14 protein-coding genes are annotated in these 17807 nt (G+C 72.1%); 9 read left to right on the top strand and 5 right to left on the bottom strand.

Features of this window, described 5'->3' with window-relative positions; translation table 11 throughout:
- Positions 1-27: 27 nt before the first annotated feature.
- Positions 28-1869: an asparagine synthase (glutamine-hydrolyzing) gene (gene asnB, locus ACT3TZ_RS13225; RefSeq protein ID WP_444583897.1), complete on the bottom strand. Its 1842-nt coding sequence runs from the start codon at positions 1867-1869 to the stop codon at positions 28-30.
- A 163-nt stretch (positions 1870-2032) separates the two neighbouring features.
- On the opposite strand from asnB, the gene trpS reads away from it, so the two are divergent.
- The gene (trpS, locus tag ACT3TZ_RS13220; RefSeq protein WP_444583896.1) at positions 2033-3115 is read left to right on the top strand and encodes a tryptophan--tRNA ligase; all 1083 of its coding nucleotides are present in this window, start codon (positions 2033-2035) and stop codon (positions 3113-3115) included.
- Positions 3116-3222: 107 nt separating this feature from the next.
- Here trpS and ACT3TZ_RS13215 read toward each other — a convergent pair whose 3' ends face one another.
- Entirely contained in the window at positions 3223-4809 is a 1587-nt protein-coding gene (locus ACT3TZ_RS13215; protein WP_444583895.1) for a DUF5129 domain-containing protein, read from the bottom strand.
- 165 nt (positions 4810-4974) lie between these two features.
- Here ACT3TZ_RS13215 and cysK point away from each other — a divergent pair, with 165 nt between their 5' ends.
- Positions 4975-5904 carry a cysteine synthase A gene (gene cysK, locus ACT3TZ_RS13210; protein WP_444583894.1) on the top strand — a complete coding sequence of 310 codons (930 nt, stop codon included), beginning with the start codon at positions 4975-4977 and terminating at the stop codon, positions 5902-5904.
- Between the two features lie 9 nt (positions 5905-5913).
- On the top strand, positions 5914-6507 hold the full coding sequence (gene epsC, locus ACT3TZ_RS13205; RefSeq protein ID WP_444583893.1) for a serine O-acetyltransferase EpsC: 594 nt from the start codon (positions 5914-5916) through the stop codon (positions 6505-6507).
- 83 nt (positions 6508-6590) lie between these two features.
- Here epsC and ACT3TZ_RS13200 read toward each other — a convergent pair whose 3' ends face one another.
- Positions 6591-7373, bottom strand: a complete 783-nt coding sequence (locus tag ACT3TZ_RS13200) for an SIR2 family NAD-dependent protein deacylase (RefSeq protein ID WP_444583892.1) — start codon at positions 7371-7373, stop codon at positions 6591-6593.
- A gap of 9 nt (positions 7374-7382) precedes the next feature.
- Positions 7383-8240 (bottom strand): aldo/keto reductase, encoded by an 858-nt coding sequence (locus tag ACT3TZ_RS13195; RefSeq protein ID WP_444583891.1) that lies wholly within the window; start codon positions 8238-8240, stop codon positions 7383-7385.
- A 181-nt stretch (positions 8241-8421) separates the two neighbouring features.
- Here ACT3TZ_RS13195 and ACT3TZ_RS13190 point away from each other — a divergent pair, with 181 nt between their 5' ends.
- Positions 8422-9675 carry an arginine deiminase gene (locus ACT3TZ_RS13190; RefSeq protein WP_444583890.1) on the top strand — a complete coding sequence of 418 codons (1254 nt, stop codon included), beginning with the start codon at positions 8422-8424 and terminating at the stop codon, positions 9673-9675.
- A 14-nt stretch (positions 9676-9689) separates the two neighbouring features.
- Here ACT3TZ_RS13190 and ACT3TZ_RS13185 read toward each other — a convergent pair whose 3' ends face one another.
- Entirely contained in the window at positions 9690-10262 is a 573-nt protein-coding gene (locus tag ACT3TZ_RS13185; RefSeq protein ID WP_444583889.1) for a GNAT family N-acetyltransferase, read from the bottom strand.
- A 154-nt stretch (positions 10263-10416) separates the two neighbouring features.
- Between ACT3TZ_RS13185 and gcvT the strand changes: the two genes are divergently transcribed.
- The 5 genes from gcvT to ACT3TZ_RS13160 all read left to right on the top strand — a co-directional run bounded on the left by gcvT (position 10417) and on the right by ACT3TZ_RS13160 (position 17652).
- On the top strand, positions 10417-11538 hold the full coding sequence (gene gcvT / locus ACT3TZ_RS13180; RefSeq protein WP_444583888.1) for a glycine cleavage system aminomethyltransferase GcvT: 1122 nt from the start codon (positions 10417-10419) through the stop codon (positions 11536-11538).
- Positions 11539-11581: 43 nt separating this feature from the next.
- A complete protein-coding gene (gene gcvH / locus ACT3TZ_RS13175) occupies positions 11582-11959 on the top strand; it encodes a glycine cleavage system protein GcvH (protein WP_444583887.1) in 378 nt (125 codons plus the stop codon).
- Between the two features lie 17 nt (positions 11960-11976).
- A complete protein-coding gene (gene gcvPB / locus ACT3TZ_RS13170; RefSeq protein ID WP_444583886.1) occupies positions 11977-15039 on the top strand; it encodes an aminomethyl-transferring glycine dehydrogenase subunit GcvPB in 3063 nt (1020 codons plus the stop codon).
- Between the two features lie 116 nt (positions 15040-15155).
- Entirely contained in the window at positions 15156-16367 is a 1212-nt protein-coding gene (locus ACT3TZ_RS13165; protein ID WP_444583885.1) for a cobalamin-independent methionine synthase II family protein, read from the top strand.
- A gap of 112 nt (positions 16368-16479) precedes the next feature.
- Positions 16480-17652 (top strand): glycosyltransferase family 4 protein, encoded by a 1173-nt coding sequence (locus ACT3TZ_RS13160; RefSeq protein ID WP_444583884.1) that lies wholly within the window; start codon positions 16480-16482, stop codon positions 17650-17652.
- The last annotated feature ends 155 nt before the right edge of the window (positions 17653-17807 follow it).

The following is a 17807-nucleotide window of genomic DNA, read 5'->3' as shown; positions in this document are numbered from 1 at the left end:
GGTGCCCGGCGTCGACGGATCGGCGGGTCAGCGCTGGACGAAGAACTCGTCGTGCCAGATCAGGAAGCTGTAGATCGACCAGATGCGCTTCATGTAGCCGTCGACACCGCGGAGGTGGGTGTCGAGCATCGACAGGATGTACTCGCGGTCGAAGAACTCCGCGGCCTCGTCGCTGGCGAAGCGCTCGCGCACCAGCGACGCGAAGCGCTCCTCGCGCAGCCACCCGTTCAGGGGGACCGGGAAGCCCAGCTTCTTCTTGTTGGCGGTGCGCTCCGGGAGCTCACGCAGCGCCGTGCGGCGCAGGGCGATCTTGGTGTTCTCCTCGGTCACGCGATAGCGCGAGGGGATGCGGCGCGCGACGTCCCAGACCTTGCGGTCCAGGAACGGGACGCGCAGCTCCAGGGAGTGGGCCATCGACATCTTGTCGGCCTTGAGCAGGATGTCGTAGAGCATCCAGGTGTGGATGTCGACGTACTGCATCTGCGTGACGGCGTCCTGGTCGGCGACCTTCGCGAACAGGGGTGCGGTGCGCGAGGCCGAGGACGGCGCGGCGACGGGGCGGGCCAGCACCTTCTCCCGCTCGTCCATCGAGAACACGTAGTTGTTGCGGAAGAAGCGCTCCGCCAGCGGCTCGGCGTTGCGCACGAGGAAGCGCTGCCCGCGGAAGTGCGGGAGGCGCTCAGCGACGGCACCGATCGCGCGGCGCACCGGAGCGGGCACCTTCTGGTAGCGCGAGTAGTCCAGCGGCTCGCGGTACTGGTTGTAGCCGCCGAACAGCTCGTCGGCGCCCTCGCCGGAGACGACCACCTTGACGTGCTCGGCGGCATCCTTGGTCAGGAAGAACAGCGGCAGAGCGGACGGGTTGGGCAGCGGCTCGTCCATCAGGTACTGGATGCGGCCGAAGGACTCGAAGGTCTCCTCGGCCGTGATGAGCCGGTCCTGGAAACGCACGTCGATCTTCTCGGCGAAGTCCCGGGCGTACGGCAGCTCGGACAGCGGGGAGTCGTCGTAGCCGACGGAGAACGCCTTGATGTCCGAGCCCGTCTTGGACATCTCCTTGGTGATGTACGAGCTGTCGATCCCCGAGGACAGGAAGCATCCCACCTCGACGTCCGCGATGCGATGCGCCTGGACGGACTCCGAGACCGTCTCGGCGATGGTGCTCGTCCAGTCCTCGAGCGTGGGCTCCTCGTCGATGTCGAAGTCCAGGGACGTGTACGGGCGCACGTCCAGGCGTCCCTCGGAGAAGGTGAAGCACTCGCCGCCCAGCAGCTTGTCGACGCCGCGGAAGAGCGTGCGCCGGGAGGGCACGTACTCGAAGGAGAGATAGTCCGGCAGGAGGTCGACGTCGACCTCCTTGACGAAGTGCGGATGGGGCAGGAACGACTTGATCTCGGAGCCGAACAGCAGCGCCGCGCCGTTGTGCTGGTAGTACAGCGGCTTGATGCCGAAGGGGTCGCGGGCACCGAACAGCGTACGGGTCCGGCGGTCCCAGACGACGAAGGCGAACATGCCCCGCAGGCGGGGCAGGACGTCCTCCCCCCATTCCTGGTAGCCCTGCAGGAGCACCTCGGTGTCGGACTGGGTGCCGAAGGTGCGCCCCAGCTCCGTGAGCTCGGCGCGCAGCTCGCGGTAGTTGTAGATCTCCCCGTTGAACATCAGGACGAGGTCCTCGTCCTGGCTGTGCATCGGCTGGTCCCCGTGGCTCAGGTCGATGATCGCGAGGCGACGGAACGCGAAGGCGACGTCCTCGTCGATGTAGTAGCCGTCGTCGTCGGGGCCACGATGGACGATCGTGGACGACATCTCCCGGATGACGGGATCCCTGTCCGTCACGGAAGCATCGACGAAGCCGGTGAATCCACACATGAGCTGAGCACCTTCCCGTCCCGGGGCCGATCCCGGGAACCTGCACACGGTACCAATCCGCAGGGCCGGTCCCGCAGGCGCACAGGTCGCGCTCACCGAGCCTTCACACCGCAGGCGCAGGTCGCGCGGGCGAGGACCGGCGCGAGGCCGATAGCATGCCGGGGTGACGGACACGACCCCTGACGAGACCCACCGCACCAGCTACGACGCCGCCCTCGCCCGCAGCGCGAAGATCGAGGAGAGGATCGCGCAGGACCCCGCGAGGCTGCGCATGCTCACCGGGGACCGCCCCACGGGCGCCCTCCACATCGGGCACTACTTCGGCACCCTGCGCAACCGCGTGCGCCTGCAGGACCGCGGCGTCGAGACCTGGGTGATCGTCGCCGACTACCAGGTGATCACGGATCGCGATGTCGTCGGCGACATCCGGGGCAGCGTGCGCGAGCTGCTCACGGACTACCTCGCCGCGGGGCTGGATCCCGAGCGGACCACGATCTTCACGCACTCCGCGGTGCCGGCCCTGAACCAGCTGATGCTGCCGTTCCTCGCGCTCGTGACCCAGCCCGAGCTCGAGCGCAATCCCACCGTCAAGTCGGAGCTGCACGCCGCCGGCAGGTCCGCGATGGGCGGGCTCATGCTCAACTATCCCGTGCACCAGGCGGCCGACATCCTGTTCTGCCACGGCGACGTGGTGCCCGTGGGCAAGGACCAGCTGCCCCACGTCGAGCAGACCCGCGTCATCGCGCGCCGCTTCAACGAGCGCTTCGCGCACGGCGAGCGGTTCTTCCGCGAGCCCGCCGCCCTGCTGTCGGAGTCCCCGACCATCCTGGGCCTGGACGGCGACAAGATGAGCAAGTCCCGCAACAACACGGTCATGCTGCGGATGACCGCCGACGAGACCTCTGCGGCGATCCGCAAGGCGAAGACGGACGGCGACCGGCAGATCACCTTCGACCCGGAGCACCGCCCGGAGGTCTCCAACCTGCTGACGATCGCGGCCCAGGCCTCCGGTCGCGCCCCCGAGGCCATCGCCGAGGAGATCGGGGACCGGGGCGCCGGCACGCTCAAGGTCCTGACCGCCGAGCTGCTCAACGAGCATCTCGCGCCGCTGCGCGCACGCCGCGCCGAGCTCGAGCAGGACCCGGGTTACCTGTTCACCGTCCTGCGCGAGGGCAACGCCCGCGCCAACGCGGTGGCCGACGAGACGCTGGACCGGGTGCGGGAGTTCATGGGGATGGTCTACTGACCCCAGGGTCTCATGCGGGCCCTGGGTGCCCCGCGATTCCGGGTGATCCTCGCCCCGCGTGACCTTCGGGCCCCGGGGATCCCACGGGACGGACCTGTGCGTCCTGGTCAGAACCGGCTCGAGCTCCCGGAGCCGGAGAAACCGCCCCCGCCGCCGGAGTAGCCCGAGAAGCTGCCGCCGCCGCCCGAGCTGGACGACGGCGGATTGCGATGGCTCTCGAGCGCCGTCGTCGCCGACGAGCCCCACGAGTTCAGCGTGAGGATCGGGCTGAGCGACCAGCCCAGCGCATAGCTGCCCGGGTAGTAGTGGTGACGCCGGCTGCGGATCGACCGGTACGAGCCCTCCGAGGTGTCCGAGGACCCCGCATCGCGCATGATCTGCGCCTCCCGCTCGGTGCGGGCCATCGCCGCGATCACGAGGTCGCGGTGCGCCGTGGAGGCCTTCGCCAGGGAGTTGGTCATGAGGTCCAGCTCGGCGAGCGCGTCATCGGGGCTCATCGTGCCGTCCTGGAGCTTGCGGGTGGTCGCCTCGAGGCCCGCGTCGACCTTGCCCGCGACCTCCCGGAGATCCTGGGCGGTGCGTCCGTCGGCGAACTCCGGTGCCTGACGGATCGCGGCGTCGACCTGCCGCAGGGAATCTCGTACGGGGCGCGCCTCGAGCTGCCACGCCTCGAACCAGGAGCTGCCCCGGTTCAGCAGGTCGTTGGTGCGGACGATCTCGTCGTCGGCCGCGTCGACGTGCTCGGTCCGTGCGAGGAAGTCGCGCGCGAGGGTGTACGTGCGCGGCCGGATGCCCCAGAGCAGGCCGCGGTGCTCGGGGATCTGCTCGCGCAGACGGGTGGCCTCGGCGGCCTGGTCCCGGAACGTCTTGTAGTCCCGCAGCACGGGCTCCCCGTAGCGGGAGTCCGCCGGGATGGTCTTGGCCGCGAGCTCGGTCGCCGCGTAGTTGAGCATCACGTCGTCGTAGCGGGGCAGCGCCCGCCGGACCCGGCCGCGCGCGACCCTGCCGATGCCGAGCGCGGTGCCGATCACCGCGAGCAGGGCGAGGACGCCCGCGGCCATGGCGGCGAAGAACCCCGGCTCGAGGTACCAGGGTCTGGCCAGGAGATCCGCGTACTCCGTCGCGCCGGTGACCATGGTGCCGTCCCAGTCGCCGTCGCGGGCAGGGGTCTTCATCGCGTTCTGGATCGCGGTGTACTGCTCCTGGGTGAGCTTGACGTCCTCGCCGGCGTAGGTGCCCAGGAACCTGTTGCCCGGATCCACGGCGAGGATGACCAGGCCGTCGCGCCAGTAGGCGCCGCCGTCGGTGAGCCACTCGGGGCGCTCGGCCCGGGCGTAGGCGAGGACCGCGTCGTTCAGCGCCAGGTCCGAGCTCGAGGGGAATCCCTGCTCGGTCACGTCGAGGGTCAGGAGCACGAGGTCGACGTCCCTGCGGAACGAGACCTCCTTCTCGAGGCGCTCCTCCAGCGGCGCGGGGTGCAGCACCCCCTGGGTGTCCTCGATCGTCACGGATCGCGCGGGCTCGGCGAGGGCCGCCGGAGCGCCGAGCAGGGTGAGGACCGCGGCCAGGGCGAGCATCGCCACGAGCCGGCGCATCCCGCCCTCTCGACGTCCCCGCACGGACCGCTCCCCGGGGGTGCGATGTGGTCGGGGGAGGACGGGAGGGCTCACGAGGGCGTGGGTCGTCGCGGACATGGGACGAATCTAGGCCATGGGTGTGACGGGCGTCGCCCCGACCCGAGGGCGGTGTCCGGGCGGCGCCGCGATCCGGCCGGTCCGGGCCCGGTGATCGTCCAGGGTGCGTGCCACCTGCCCCGCTTATACTCCCACCAAGCATTGCTATCCCCTGAGGAGGGACACATGACCATCTACGAGAACGTCTCCGAGCTCGTCGGCCGCACCCCGCTCGTCAAGCTCAACCACCTCGGTGAGGACGTGCGCGCCACGGTCGTCGCCAAGCTCGAGTTCTACAACCCCGCCAACTCCGTCAAGGACCGCATCGGCGTGGCCATGATCGATGCCGCAGAGAAGTCCGGAGAGCTGCGGCCGGGCGGGACGATCGTCGAGGCGACCAGCGGGAACACCGGCATCGCGCTCGCGATGATCGGCACCTCGCGCGGGTACAAGGTCATCCTGACCATGCCCGAGTCGATGTCCAAGGAGCGCCGTGCGCTGCTGCGCGCCTTCGGTGCCGAGCTGGTCCTCACCGAGGCCGCCAAGGGCATGAAGGGCGCCGTCGAGAAGGCCCGCGAGATCGCCGAGGAGTCCGGCGGCGTGCAGGTCAAGCAGTTCGACAACCCCGCCAACGTCGAGGTCCACCGCAACACCACCGCGGAGGAGATCTGGGCCGACACCGACGGCGCCGTCGACGCGCTCGTCGCGGGGATCGGCACCGGCGGCACCATCTCCGGCGTGGGCGAGGTGCTCAAGGAGCGCAAGAGCGAGGTCAAGGTCTTCGCCGTCGAGCCGGCCGAGTCCCCGATCCTCAACGGCGGGGCCCCCGGCCCCCACAAGATCCAGGGGATCGGCGCGAACTTCGTGCCCTCGATCCTGGACCGCGACGTGTACGACGAGGTCTTCGACATCGATGCCGAGACCGCCATGGCGCGCGCCCGCCTCGTCGCACGCACCGAGGGCCTGCTCGTGGGCATCTCCTCCGGCGCCGCGATCGAGGCCGCCGCACGCATCGGCGCCCGCGAGGAGTTCGCCGGCAAGCTGATCGTCGTGATCGTGCCCTCCTTCGGCGAGAGGTACCTCTCGACGCCGCTGTACGCCGAGTACATGGACTGATCCCTCCCCATGGCACTGCTCCGACGCGCGGTCGGGGGCGTGCTCGACGCCGTCGCGACGTTCTCCGAGGACGTCGCGGCGGCGCGTCGACGCGATCCCGCTTCCCAGTCCTCCCTGCAGCTCGCGCTCACCGCGCCGGGCCTCCACGCGATCTGGGCACACCGGGCCGCGCACGCCCTGTGGGACCGTGACCTGCGGCTCCCGGCGCTGCTGCTGTCCCAGTCGGTGCGCTCGACCACCGGGGTGGAGATCCACCCCGCGGCACGGATCGGGCGGCGCTTCTTCATCGACCACGGCATGGGCGTCGTGATCGGCGAGACCGCCGAGGTGGGCGACGACGTGATGATCTACCACGGCGTCACCCTCGGGGGCCGCAGCATGGAGCGCACCAAGCGCCATCCCACGGTCGGGGACCACGTCGTCATCGGTGCCGGGGCCCGGGTCCTGGGGCCCGTGGTCCTCGGTGAGCGCTCGCAGATCGGCGCCAATGCCGTGGTCGTGGCCGACGTCCCGCGCGAGGCGACGGCCGTGGGCGTGCCCGCGCGGATACGGCGCGGCACCTCGCACCCCGATGAGCTCGAGGACCCGGCCATCTGGATCTGACCTGCGGCCCGCAGGCAGCGGTCGTGGCAGACGCCGCGGGGGACGGATCCGCATTCGCTGCGGCGGGAGGGACGCTCCCCGGCTCAGTCGAACGGGTCGAGGAACGGGTTGCGCCCCGCGCCGGAGCGGCCCCGCTCCCAGGCCGGCAGCACCTCGTGGGCGTCGGCGATGATCACGTGGTCGAAGGCCATGCGGGAGCCCTCGGGGGACTCGGGCGCGATGTCGATGAGGACCGTCGTGGCCCCGCAGCGGCGGGCCAGCGGTGCCAGCAGCGCCGCCGGGAACACGACGCCCGAGGTCCCGACGGCCACGAAGAGGTCCGCGGTGCGGGCCAGCTCGTCGGCCCGCGCGACGACGTCCTCCGGGAGCGTCTCGTCGAACAGGACGACGTCGGGCCGGGTGGGTGCCCCGCACACCGGGCACGAGGACGGCACGCCGTGGTCCTCGGCGCGGGAGCCCTCCCCGTCGGTCAGCTGCGCCGTCCACGAGCAGCGTGGGTCCAGGCACACGGCCCGTCCGGCCGAGCCGTGCAGCTCGGCGACGCCCTCGCTGCCCGCCGCCTGGTGCAGGCCGTCGATGTTCTGGGTGATCACCGCGGCGCCCATGCGGGTGATCGCCCGATGTCCCGGCGTGGGGCCCGCGGCCTGGGCGTCGGTGAACAACCGCGGCCACACCGCCCACAGCTCGGGGATCGCACCGGGCAGCGCGTCGGCGTGCATGGCCCGCTCGAGGTCGGGATGGATGGCCCACAGCCCGTCGGGCCCGCGGAACGTGGGCAGCCCCGCACGGGCGGAGAGGCCCGCACCGGTGAGCATGACGATCCGCTCGTGCTCAGGTCCCGGGGAGAAGGCAGCGGCCTCAGGCATGCGGTGCGCTCACCACTCCTCGTGGACGCGGGAGTCCCACACGCGGTCCTCGCCCAGGTCCAGGGTCGCCAGCAGGGCACGGTCCCCGTCGGTCAGCACGACGGACTCCAGGCTCGCGTTGCGGCGCTGACGGTCCGGATCGGTGGACTTGGGGATCACGATGATGCCGCGGTCCACGGCCCAGCGCAGCGAGACCTGCGCGGGGTCCACGTCCAGTCGCGCCGCGATCCTCTGCAGGGCGAACTGCGAAAACAGCCCCTCGCGGCCGCCCAGCGGGCCCCACGCCTCGGTGGCGATGCCGTGCTCCTCGTGGAAGGAGACCTCGCGCAGACGCGGGAGCGCGGGGGAGAGCTGGATCTGGTTGAGCTCGGGCCACTCGCCGGTCGCGTCGTGCAGGGCCGTCAGCTGCTCGGGACGGAAGTTGGACACCCCGGCGTGGGAGATCAGACCCTCGGCCCGCAGCTCCAGGAGCATCTCCCAGGTCTCCACGAACAGGCCGCGCGAGGGGTTGGGCCAGTGGATCAGCACGATGTCGACCCGGTCCAGGCCGAGCCGGCGCAGGGACTCCTCGACACCTCGACGGGCGGCCTCCCGGCCCTGGTCGCCCCCGGCGACCTTGGTGGTCACGAGCACGTCGGCGCGCGGGACCCCGCTGTCGCGGACGCCCTGGCCCACGGCGGCCTCGTTGCCGTACTGGGCGGCGGTGTCCAGGAGGCGGTAGCCGGAGCCCACCGCGGAGGCGACGGCGTCGACCGCGGCCGTGCCCTTCATGCCGCTGGTCCCGAAGCCGATCAGGGGGATCGTGCTGCCGTCGCGCAGTGTGGTCGTGGGGATGGACAGGGGCCGGACGGAGGCGGGGGTCGACATCGTGGGGCCTTTCGTGGCGGGAGCGGAGCCGCAGTCCCGGGAGGGCCCGGACCCGGGCCGGGGCCCGAGGCGGGAAGGGCGCGGCGAACAGGTCCAGTCCTACCACGGACGCCTTGGTACCGTGCCTCCACGGTCCGCCGCACGAGCCCCTCGACGGACCCCGGACAGCAGGGAGCAGCCGATGGCATCCAGCGAGCGCACGCACGGCATCGTCGACGAGATCGGTCCGCTGCGCCGGGTGATCGTGCATCGCCCCGGGCGCGAGATGGCGCGCCTGACCCCGGAGACCCGTGACCGGTTCCTGTTCGACGAGGTGCTGTGGATCGAGCGCGCCCAGGCCGAGCACGACGCCTTCGCCGACCTCCTGCGCCGCGAGGGCGCCGAGGTGCTGCTGCTGGCAGACCTCCTGCGCGAGACCATCGAGTCGCCGGCGGCGCGCTCGGACCTCCTGACGGCGACGGTGGACCCCCTCGTCTTCGGCGACATCGCCGCGCAGGACCTCGCGGCCTGCCTCGCGGGACTGTCCTCGGCGCACCTCGCGGACGTGCTCGTCGCCGGGATCACGCGCGCCGAGCTCGAGGAGCTCGGCGTGGCTCCGCGCTCGATCGCCCTGGGGCGGCTCGCGGCCGACGACTTCGTCCTGGACCCGCTGCCCAACCATCTCTTCACGCGCGACACCTCGGCGTGGATCGGGGACGGCGTCGCCGTCAACGCGATGCAGCGCTCCGCGCGGCGTCGCGAGAGCGTGCACCTGACGATGATCTACCGCCACCACCCGCTGTTCCGCGGGTCCGAGGGGGACGCGGCGCCGCGGCTGTGGGGAGATGGCCTGGCCAACGGCCCCGCGACCGTCGAGGGCGGCGACGTGCTCGTGCTCGCGCCCGGTGTCGTGGCCATCGGCCTGTCCGAGCGGACCACCGCCGTCGGTGCCGAGCGCCTCGCAGGGGAGCTGCTCAGCGGTGGCGGCGCCCACCGGGTGATCGCCCTGGCGATGCCGCACCGGCGCTCGATGATGCACCTGGACACGGTCATGACCGTCGTGGACCAGGAGTCCGTCACGCGCTTCGCGGGCCTCGGGGATCTCGCGAGCTACGAGATCGAGAAGGTGGGGGACCGCTTCGTGACGGCCTCCCACGCCCCGGAGGAGATGGACGCGGTCCTCGCGCGTGGTCTGGGCGTGCCGTCCCTGCGCGTGCTCACGGCGCCGCTGGACCCGTACGCCGCCGCACGCGAGCAGTGGGACGACGGCTGCAACCTGCTGGCGGTGTCCCCGGGTCGGGTCGTGGCCTACGAGCGTGCCGCCGCGACGAACGACTACCTGCGCTCCCAGGGCGTCGAGGTCCTCGAGGTCGCGGGCAACGAGCTGGGGCGCGGGCGCGGGGGGCCGCGGTGCATGACCTGTCCGGTGCTGCGGGATCCGGTCCCGGGGCGGTAGGGCCCCGTCCGGCGCTAGCGCCGGAGGTCCCGCACCGGCTGGGGTGCCGTGACCGCGAGGGATGCGAGGTCCGGCAGGGGGGTCGCCAGGGCCCGCTGCATGAGCAGCTGCTGGGCGCCGAACTCCTCGAGGCCGCGTCGCACCGTGAAGCCGAGGCGGCGCAGCAGGGTGACGCTGCGCTTGTTGCGGGTCTGGGTGACGGCGATGACGACGGGGTCCTCGAGGCTCTCGCGTGCCCAGCCCAGGAGCGCATGGCACGCCTCGGCGGCGTAGCCGAGCCCCATGTACTCCGGGAGCAGCGCGTAGGAGAGCTCGGGCTCCCCGCGGTCGTAGTCCAGTGTGATCGAGCCGATCATGGTGTCGGTCTCCGCGAGCACCAGCACCCAGCGTCCCCAGGTCAGGCCCAGCGGTGAGAGCTCGAGAGCCTGGCGTGAGGCGTAGTCCACGGCACCGCCGAGGTACTCGCGAGTCACGGGGTCGGTGAGCAAGCGGATCATCGTCCTGCGATCGGCGTCGACGGGTTCCCGGATCCACAGCCTCGTCGCCGGGATCCGGATCGGCCACTCGGCGGTGCCTTCCCGTGTCACGACCCCAGGGTACCCGCCGGGCATCGCCGCGACCGGGAAAGGGGGGCGGTACAGTGTGCCGCGTGGTGCGGCGCCTCGTGCCCGCACCCGATGCCCGCCCGCACGGGCCGCAACCACCCGCTGCCGCCTCGCATGGCGGAGAAGGAGACGCCACGTGAGCGAGAGCCTCCTCGCGAGCCCCCTGGCCGCCGTCCACGCACGACTCGGCGCGACCTTCACGGACTTCGCCGGGTGGTCGATGCCCGTGCGGTACTCCTCCGCTCTCGCCGAGCATCGCGCCGTCCGCGAGGGCGCCGGGATCTTCGACCTCAGCCACATGGGCGAGGTGTCGGTGACCGGCCCCCAGGCGGGAGCGGCCCTCGACCACGCGCTCGCCGGGAAGCTCTCGACGATCGCCGTCGGCCGCGCCAAGTACTCCCTGCTGCTGGCCGAGGACGGCGGGGTCCTCGACGACCTCGTGGTCTACCGCCTCGGCGAGGAGCGCTACCTCGTGGTCGCCAACGCCTCCAACGCCCAGGTCGTCGCCGCCGAGCTGACGCGCCGCGCCGAGGGCTTCGACGCCCGGGTCACGGACGTCGGCGCCGGTACCGCCCTGATCGCCGTGCAGGGCCCCGCGAGCCTGGACATCGTCACCCGCGCCGTCGTCGGCGCCGGCGCCGGTCCCGCCGTGCAGGAGCTCACGGGGCTCGGCTACTACCGCGTGCTCCAGGGCGACTTCGAGGGCGAGGAGCTGCTGATCGCCCGCACCGGCTACACCGGCGAGGACGGGTTCGAGCTGTACACCCCCGCCGAGCACGCCGCGGATCTCTGGGACCTGCTGACCGCCGCCGGCGGGGACCAGCTGGTCCCGTGCGGCCTCGCCTGCCGCGACACCCTCCGGCTCGAGGCCGGCATGCCGCTGTACGGCCACGAGCTGGGCCCGGAGCTGCTGCCCGCGCAGTCCGGTCTGGGCCGGGTCGTGGCGCTGTCCTCCAAAGGGGACTTCATCGGCCGCGACGCCATCGAGTCCGCGGACCTCACCGGTCGCCCCGTCCTCGTGGGCCTGGCCGCCGAGGGCCGTCGTGCGGCCCGCGCCGGATCCCTCGTGCGCGACGCCGACGGCGCCGAGATCGGCGTCGTGACCTCCGGGGCGCTGTCCCCGACGCTCGGGCACCCCATCGCCATGGCGCTCGTGGACCCCGCGAGCGCGGTCGAGGGCACCGGACTCGTGGTGGACGTGCGCGGCAAGGACCTGCCCGCCGTCGTCGTGCTGCTCCCGTTCTACTCCCGTTCCTGACCTACCCCGCACCCCGCATCGCCCCGCCCCGAGAGGATCTCCCATGGCCGACACCGACGACCTCAGCTACTCCAAGGACCACGAGTGGATCCGCCTCGACGGCGACTCCGTCGCGACGGTGGGCGTGACCGCCTTCGCGGCGGGTCAGCTCGGCGACGTGGTCTACGTCGACCTCCCCGACGTCGACGCCGAGGTGACGGCCGGCACCGAGATGGGCGAGATCGAGTCCACCAAGTCCGTCTCGGACCTGTTCTCCCCGCTGGACGGCACGATCCTGGAGGTCAACGGCGACGTCGTCGACTCCCCGGAGATCGTCAACGCCTCGCCCTTCGGCGAAGGCTGGCTCGTGCGGGTCCGCTACACCACCCTGCCCGACGACCTCCTGACCGCCCAGCAGTACGCCGAGCTCATCGGCGAGTGAAGGGAACGCACCTCTCGATGTCCGTGAACGCCCACGACTCCTTCGTCCGTCGCCACGTCGGCACGGACCCCGCCGCGCAGGCCACCATGCTCGCCGCCCTCGGCCTCGACAGCCTCGAGGAGCTGCTGGCCAGGGCCGTGCCGGGCACGATCCTGCTCGATCCCCGGACGGATGACGCCCTTGGATCCGGGGCCACCGAGCAAGAGGTGCTCGAGGAGCTCCGGGACCTCGCCCGGGACATCACGGTGCGCACCTCGCTGCTGGGGGAGGGGTACTATGGCACCCTCACCCCGCCGGTGATCCAGCGCAACGTCCTGGAGAACCCCGCCTGGTACACCGCGTACACCCCCTACCAGCCCGAGATCTCCCAGGGCCGGCTCGAGGCGCTGCTGACCTACCAGACGATGGTCGCCGACCTCACCGGGCTGGACATCGCCAACTCCTCGATGCTCGACGAGGCGACCGCCGCCGCCGAGGGCATGCTCCTGGCCCGGCGCGCGACCCGCTCGAAGAACCCGCGCTTCGTGGTCGACGCCGACGTGTTCGGCGCGACCCTGGCCGTCGTGCGCGGCCGTGCCGAGGCGGTCGGCATCGACCTCGTGGTCGCGGACCTCTCGGACCCCGCATCCGCCCAGGAGGCGCTGGCCGACGGCGCCTTCGGGATCCTGCTCCAGCACCCCGGCGCCTCCGGCCGGATCTGGGACCCGGCCCCCGTGATCGAGAGGATCCACGCGATCAAGGGCCTGGCCGTCGTGGCGACCGACCTGCTGGCGCTGACCCTGCTGACGCCGCCCGGGGAGCTCGGCGCCGACGTCGCGGTGGGCTCGTCCCAGCGCTTCGGCGTGCCGATGGGCTTCGGCGGCCCGCACGCCGGGTTCATGGCCGTCCACAAGGGGCTCGAGCGGCAGCTGCCCGGGCGTCTCGTGGGGGTCTCCAAGGACGCCGCCGGCGACCTCGCCTACCGCCTCGCGCTGCAGACCCGCGAGCAGCACATCCGCCGCGAGAAGGCGACCTCGAACATCTGCACCGCCCAGGTGCTGCTGGCCGTGATGGCGGCCATGTACGCCGTCTACCACGGGCCCGACGGCCTCACCCGGATCGCCCGCCAGGTCGCGGCCCGCACCGCGGACCTCGCCGCCGACCTGCGCCGCAACGGCTTCGAGCTGGTCCACGACGCCTTCTTCGACACCGTCTCCGTGCGCACGGGCGGCCGCGCCCGCGAGATCGCGGACGTCCTCGGCGACGCGGGATACCTGGCCCACGTGACCGACGACGACGTGCTGCGCCTGAGCCTCGACGAGACGATCGACGCCGAGCGGCTCGACGCCGTCGCCGCGGTCCTGGAGGGCTTCGCCCCCGCCGAGCGCGCCGTGCCGCCCGTCGCGAGCGACGCCTCGGGCGACGGCGACACGACCGGGATCCTCTCCGACGCGGATGTCGCAGCCGGGGACGACACCACCGGCGATGCGTCCGACGCCGACGCCCCGTCCGCGATCGGTGCCGACTGGCCCGCCGAGCTGCACCGCACCAGCACCTTCCTCGCCGAGCCGGTGTTCTCCTCGTTCCACTCCGAGACGGCGATGATGCGGTACCTCCGGCGCCTGGCCGACAAGGACTACGCCCTGGACCGCGGCATGATCCCCCTGGGCTCGTGCACCATGAAGCTCAACGCCGCCGTCGAGATGACCGCGGTCACCTGGCCCGAGTTCTCGGCCCCGCACCCCTTCGCCCCCGCCGAGGACGTCCGCGGCTACCTCGACCTCATCGACCAGCTCGAGCGCTGGCTCGCGGACGTCACCGGTTACGACACCGTCTCCCTCCAGCCCAACGCCGGCAGCCAGGGCGAGTTCGCGGGCCTGCTGGCGATCCGGGCGTACCACCTCTCGCGCGGGGACTCCGCGCGGGACGTGTGCCTGGTGCCCGCCAGCGCCCACGGCACCAACGCCGCCTCCGCGGTCCTCGCAGGTCTGCGCGTGGTGGTGGTCGCCTCCGACGCCCACGGCAACGTCGACGTCGAGGACCTCCAGCAGAAGATCAAGGACCACGGCGACGAGCTCGCGGCCATCATGATCACCTACCCCTCGACGCACGGCGTCTACGAGGGTCAGGTCCGGACCATCTGCCAGCTGGTCCACGACGCGGGCGGCCAGGTCTACGTCGACGGCGCCAACCTCAACGCCCTCGTCGAGGTCGCGCGGCCGGGGGAGTTCGGCGGCGACGTCTCCCACCTGAACCTCCACAAGACCTTCTGCATCCCCCACGGCGGCGGTGGGCCCGGCGTCGGTCCCGTCGCGGCCAAGGCACACCTGGCACCTTTCCTGCCCGGGCATCCCTTCGCCCAGCAGTCCCTGCACGCGGTCGCGGGCTCGGCCCCCGTCGCGCACGCCGGCCCTCCGGTGTCCCAGGCCCCGTACGGCTCCCCGTCGATCCTGCCGATCCCGTGGGCGTACATCCGCCTCATGGGCGCCGAGGGACTGCGGCACGCCACCGCCTCGGCGGTCCTGGCCGCGAACTACATCGCGACCCGCCTCGAAGGGGCCTTCGACATCCTGTACCGCGGCGAGGGCGGCCTGGTCGCCCACGAGTGCATCCTCGACCTGCGTCCCTTCACGGCGCGCACCGGGATCACCGTCGACGACGTGGCCAAGCGGCTCGTCGACTACGGGTTCCACGCCCCGACGATGTCCTTCCCGGTCGCCGGGACCCTCATGGTCGAGCCCACCGAGTCCGAGGACCTGCCCGAGCTCGAGCGGTTCATCGAGGCGATGCTCACGATCGCGGCGGAGGCCGGGGAGGTCGCCTCGGGCACTTGGCCGGCGGACGACAACCCCCTGGTCAACGCCCCGCACACGGCGGCATCGATCGCCGTGGAGGACTGGACGCACCCCTACTCGCGGGAGATCGCCGTGTACCCGGGGGTCCATGCCTCGCGCTCCATCGACGACGGCACCTACCATTCGACGGCGCAGATGCGGATCCAGTCGAAGTACTGGCCCCCGGTGGCGCGCATCGATCAGGCGTACGGGGACCGGCACCTGGTGTGCTCGTGCCCGCCGCTGTCGGCCTTCGACGAGAGCTGACCTCCCGGCCGTCCCGCCCGCGGTCCGCGTGCGCGTCGCCCGGGCGGCGTGTCCGCGTGCGTCGGGGGGCTCGGGACGATGTGCGCGGCACCGGCCGGCGGTCGTACCGTGAGGTCATGACCGAGATCCTCACGACCCACGCCGGGTCGCTGCCCCGCACGCCCGAGCTCATCGCCGCCAACGCCGCCCGGGACGTGGGCCCCGACGGGGTGGCGCACGTCGTCACCCAGGGGTACGAGCAGATCCTCGCCCAGGCGGTCGACGACGTCGTCGCCCGCCAGCGCGCCCTCGGGATCTCCCTGCCCAACGACGGCGAGTACGGCCACGCGATGGCCTCGTCCCTGAACTACGGCGCCTGGTGGTCGTACATCTTCGATCGCGTCGACGGCCTCGAGCTGACCGGCACGGACCACATCAGCTCCGAGCCCGTGCGCTCGAGCCCCGGGGATGTCCGTCTGACCAGCTTCGCCGACCGCCGGGACTGGACCCGCTTCGCCGGCGCCTACGCCGATCCCACCGCGGGGATCTCCCTCGGCGAGCAGCACGTGTTCCCCGCCGCGACCGGCCCGGTGGCCTATTCCGCCCAGGGCGCGGAGCTCGTCACGCTGGACATCCGCCACCTGACCGCGGCGCTGACGGCGCACGGCTACGGCCAGGGATTCCTGAACTCGCTCTCGCCGGGGTCCGGCAGCCGCATCCCCGATGAGCACTACGGCGACGTCGACGCCTTCCTCGACGCCTGGGTCGAGGTGATGCGCCCGGAGTACCGCGCCATCGCCGACGCCGGGCTCGTGATCCAGGTCGACGACCCCTCGATCGCCGAGAACTTCGACCAGATCAACCCCGAGCCCTCCGTCGAGGACTACCCCGAGTTCACCGGCAAGCGGATCGACGCGGTCAACCGCGCGCTGGAGGGCATCCCGCTGGAGCAGGTGCACTTCCACCTGTGCTGGGGATCCTGGCATGGCCCCCACACCACCGACCTGGAGTTCCGGTACCTCGCGCCCACGATGCTCGGCGTCCACGCGAAGTACTTCTCCTTCGAGGCGGGCAACGTGCGCCACGAGCACGAGTGGAACGTCTGGGAGGACCTCGAGCTGCCCGCGGACCGCGTGCTCGTGCCCGGTGTCGTCTCCCACGCCACCAACGTCGTCGAGCACCCCGAGCTGGTGGCCCAGCGCCTCGAGCGGTTCGCGCGGATCGTGGGCCCCGAGCGGGTGATCGCCTCGACCGACTGCGGGCTCGGCGGGCGCATCCACCCCGACATCGCCTGGGCCAAGCTCGGCTCCCTCGTCGACGGCGCCGCGATCGCCTCCGCCCGGCTCTGACCCCGGACGGCCGGTGACACCCGTCGGAGCTCGACGAGTGTTCACCGGCCCGTCACGGACACGTCACGACGCCGCGACCCGAGCGCTCCCCGGAGCGCGCACGATGGGTCGCGTGAGGATCCAGATCGTCTCCGAATCGTTCCTGCCGCACATGAACGGCGTCACCAACTCGGTCCTGCGGATCGTCGATCAGTTCACCGCGGGCGGTCACGACGTCTCCATCATCGCGCCCCATCAGAAGGGCTCCGAGAAGTTCCTGCGCACCGCGTGCGGGAGAGCCGTGCGGGTGCGCCACGTGACGTCCGTGCCGATGGCCGGCTACCACGACGTGCGCATCGCCACCACCAGCGCACTGTCCCTGCGGCGCAAGATCGTCGACTTCGCCCCCGACGTCATCCACCTCGCCTCACCCACCGTGCTGGGCGGACGCGCCGTCGTAGCCGCCGAGAAGCTCGGCATCCCGACGGTGGCCGTCTACCAGACCGACATCCCCGGGTACACCCGCTCCTACGGGCTGCCGTTCCTCGAGGCCGCCATGTGGCAGCTCCTGCGGGACCTGCACCAGCGCGCGACGATCACCCTCGCGCCCTCGACCGCCACCCGCGCCGAGCTCGAGGCCCACGGCATCGAGCGGGTCTCCCTCTGGGGACGCGGCGTGGACACCGCCCGCTTCTCCCCGACGCTGCGCTCGGAGCACGTGCGACGTCGCTACGCCAAGGAGGGCGAGCGCATCGTCCTGTACGTCGGGCGCCTGGCGCCGGAGAAGCAGGTCCAGGACCTCGCCGTGCTCCACGACTTGCCCGGGGTGCGCCTGGTGATCGTGGGCGACGGGCCCGAGCGCGAGGCCCTTCAGCGGCGCATGCCGCGCGCCCGCTTCCTCGGGTTCCGCTCCGGCGGTGAGCTCGCCTCCCTCTACGCCGCCGCGGACCTGTTCGTCCACCCGGGGGAGCTCGAGACGTTCTGCCAGACCATCCAGGAGGCCATGGCCTCCGGCGTCCCGGCGATCGCCCCGCGGCGCGGCGGTCCGATCGACCTCATCGCGCCGAGCCGCACCGGATGGCTCTACACGCCCGGGCACCTCGACGAGCTGCGCGAGCACGCGACCGACCTGCTGTTCGACACCGCCAAGCGGGACGCCTTCGGCGAGGCGGCGCTGGCCTCGGTCCGGCAGCGCACCTGGCCGGTGCTGTCCGAGCAGCTGCTGGGCCACTACCGGCGGGCGATCGCCCTGGCCGCGAGTACCGACGCGGTGCGCGGCACGGCGGGGGAGTCCGTCTCCCGCTGACCCGGGACCTGCACCGCGGCGGGATCAGATCCCGCCGTCCTCGGGCGCGCACGGTGGAGGGATCCGATCCCGCCGCCCCCGGGCGCGCACGGCGGACGCATCGGCGCTCGCCGTCGTTCACATGTCGCCACGAAGCTGGCCGCCACCCTCCCGCG

This window comes from Brachybacterium sp. AOP25-B2-12 (assembly GCF_052378625.1).
Taxonomy (GTDB): Bacteria; Actinomycetota; Actinomycetes; order Actinomycetales; family Dermabacteraceae; genus Brachybacterium.
Note: the sequence above shows the minus strand (reverse complement) of the source record. Positions and strands in the feature narration are given on the sequence as shown.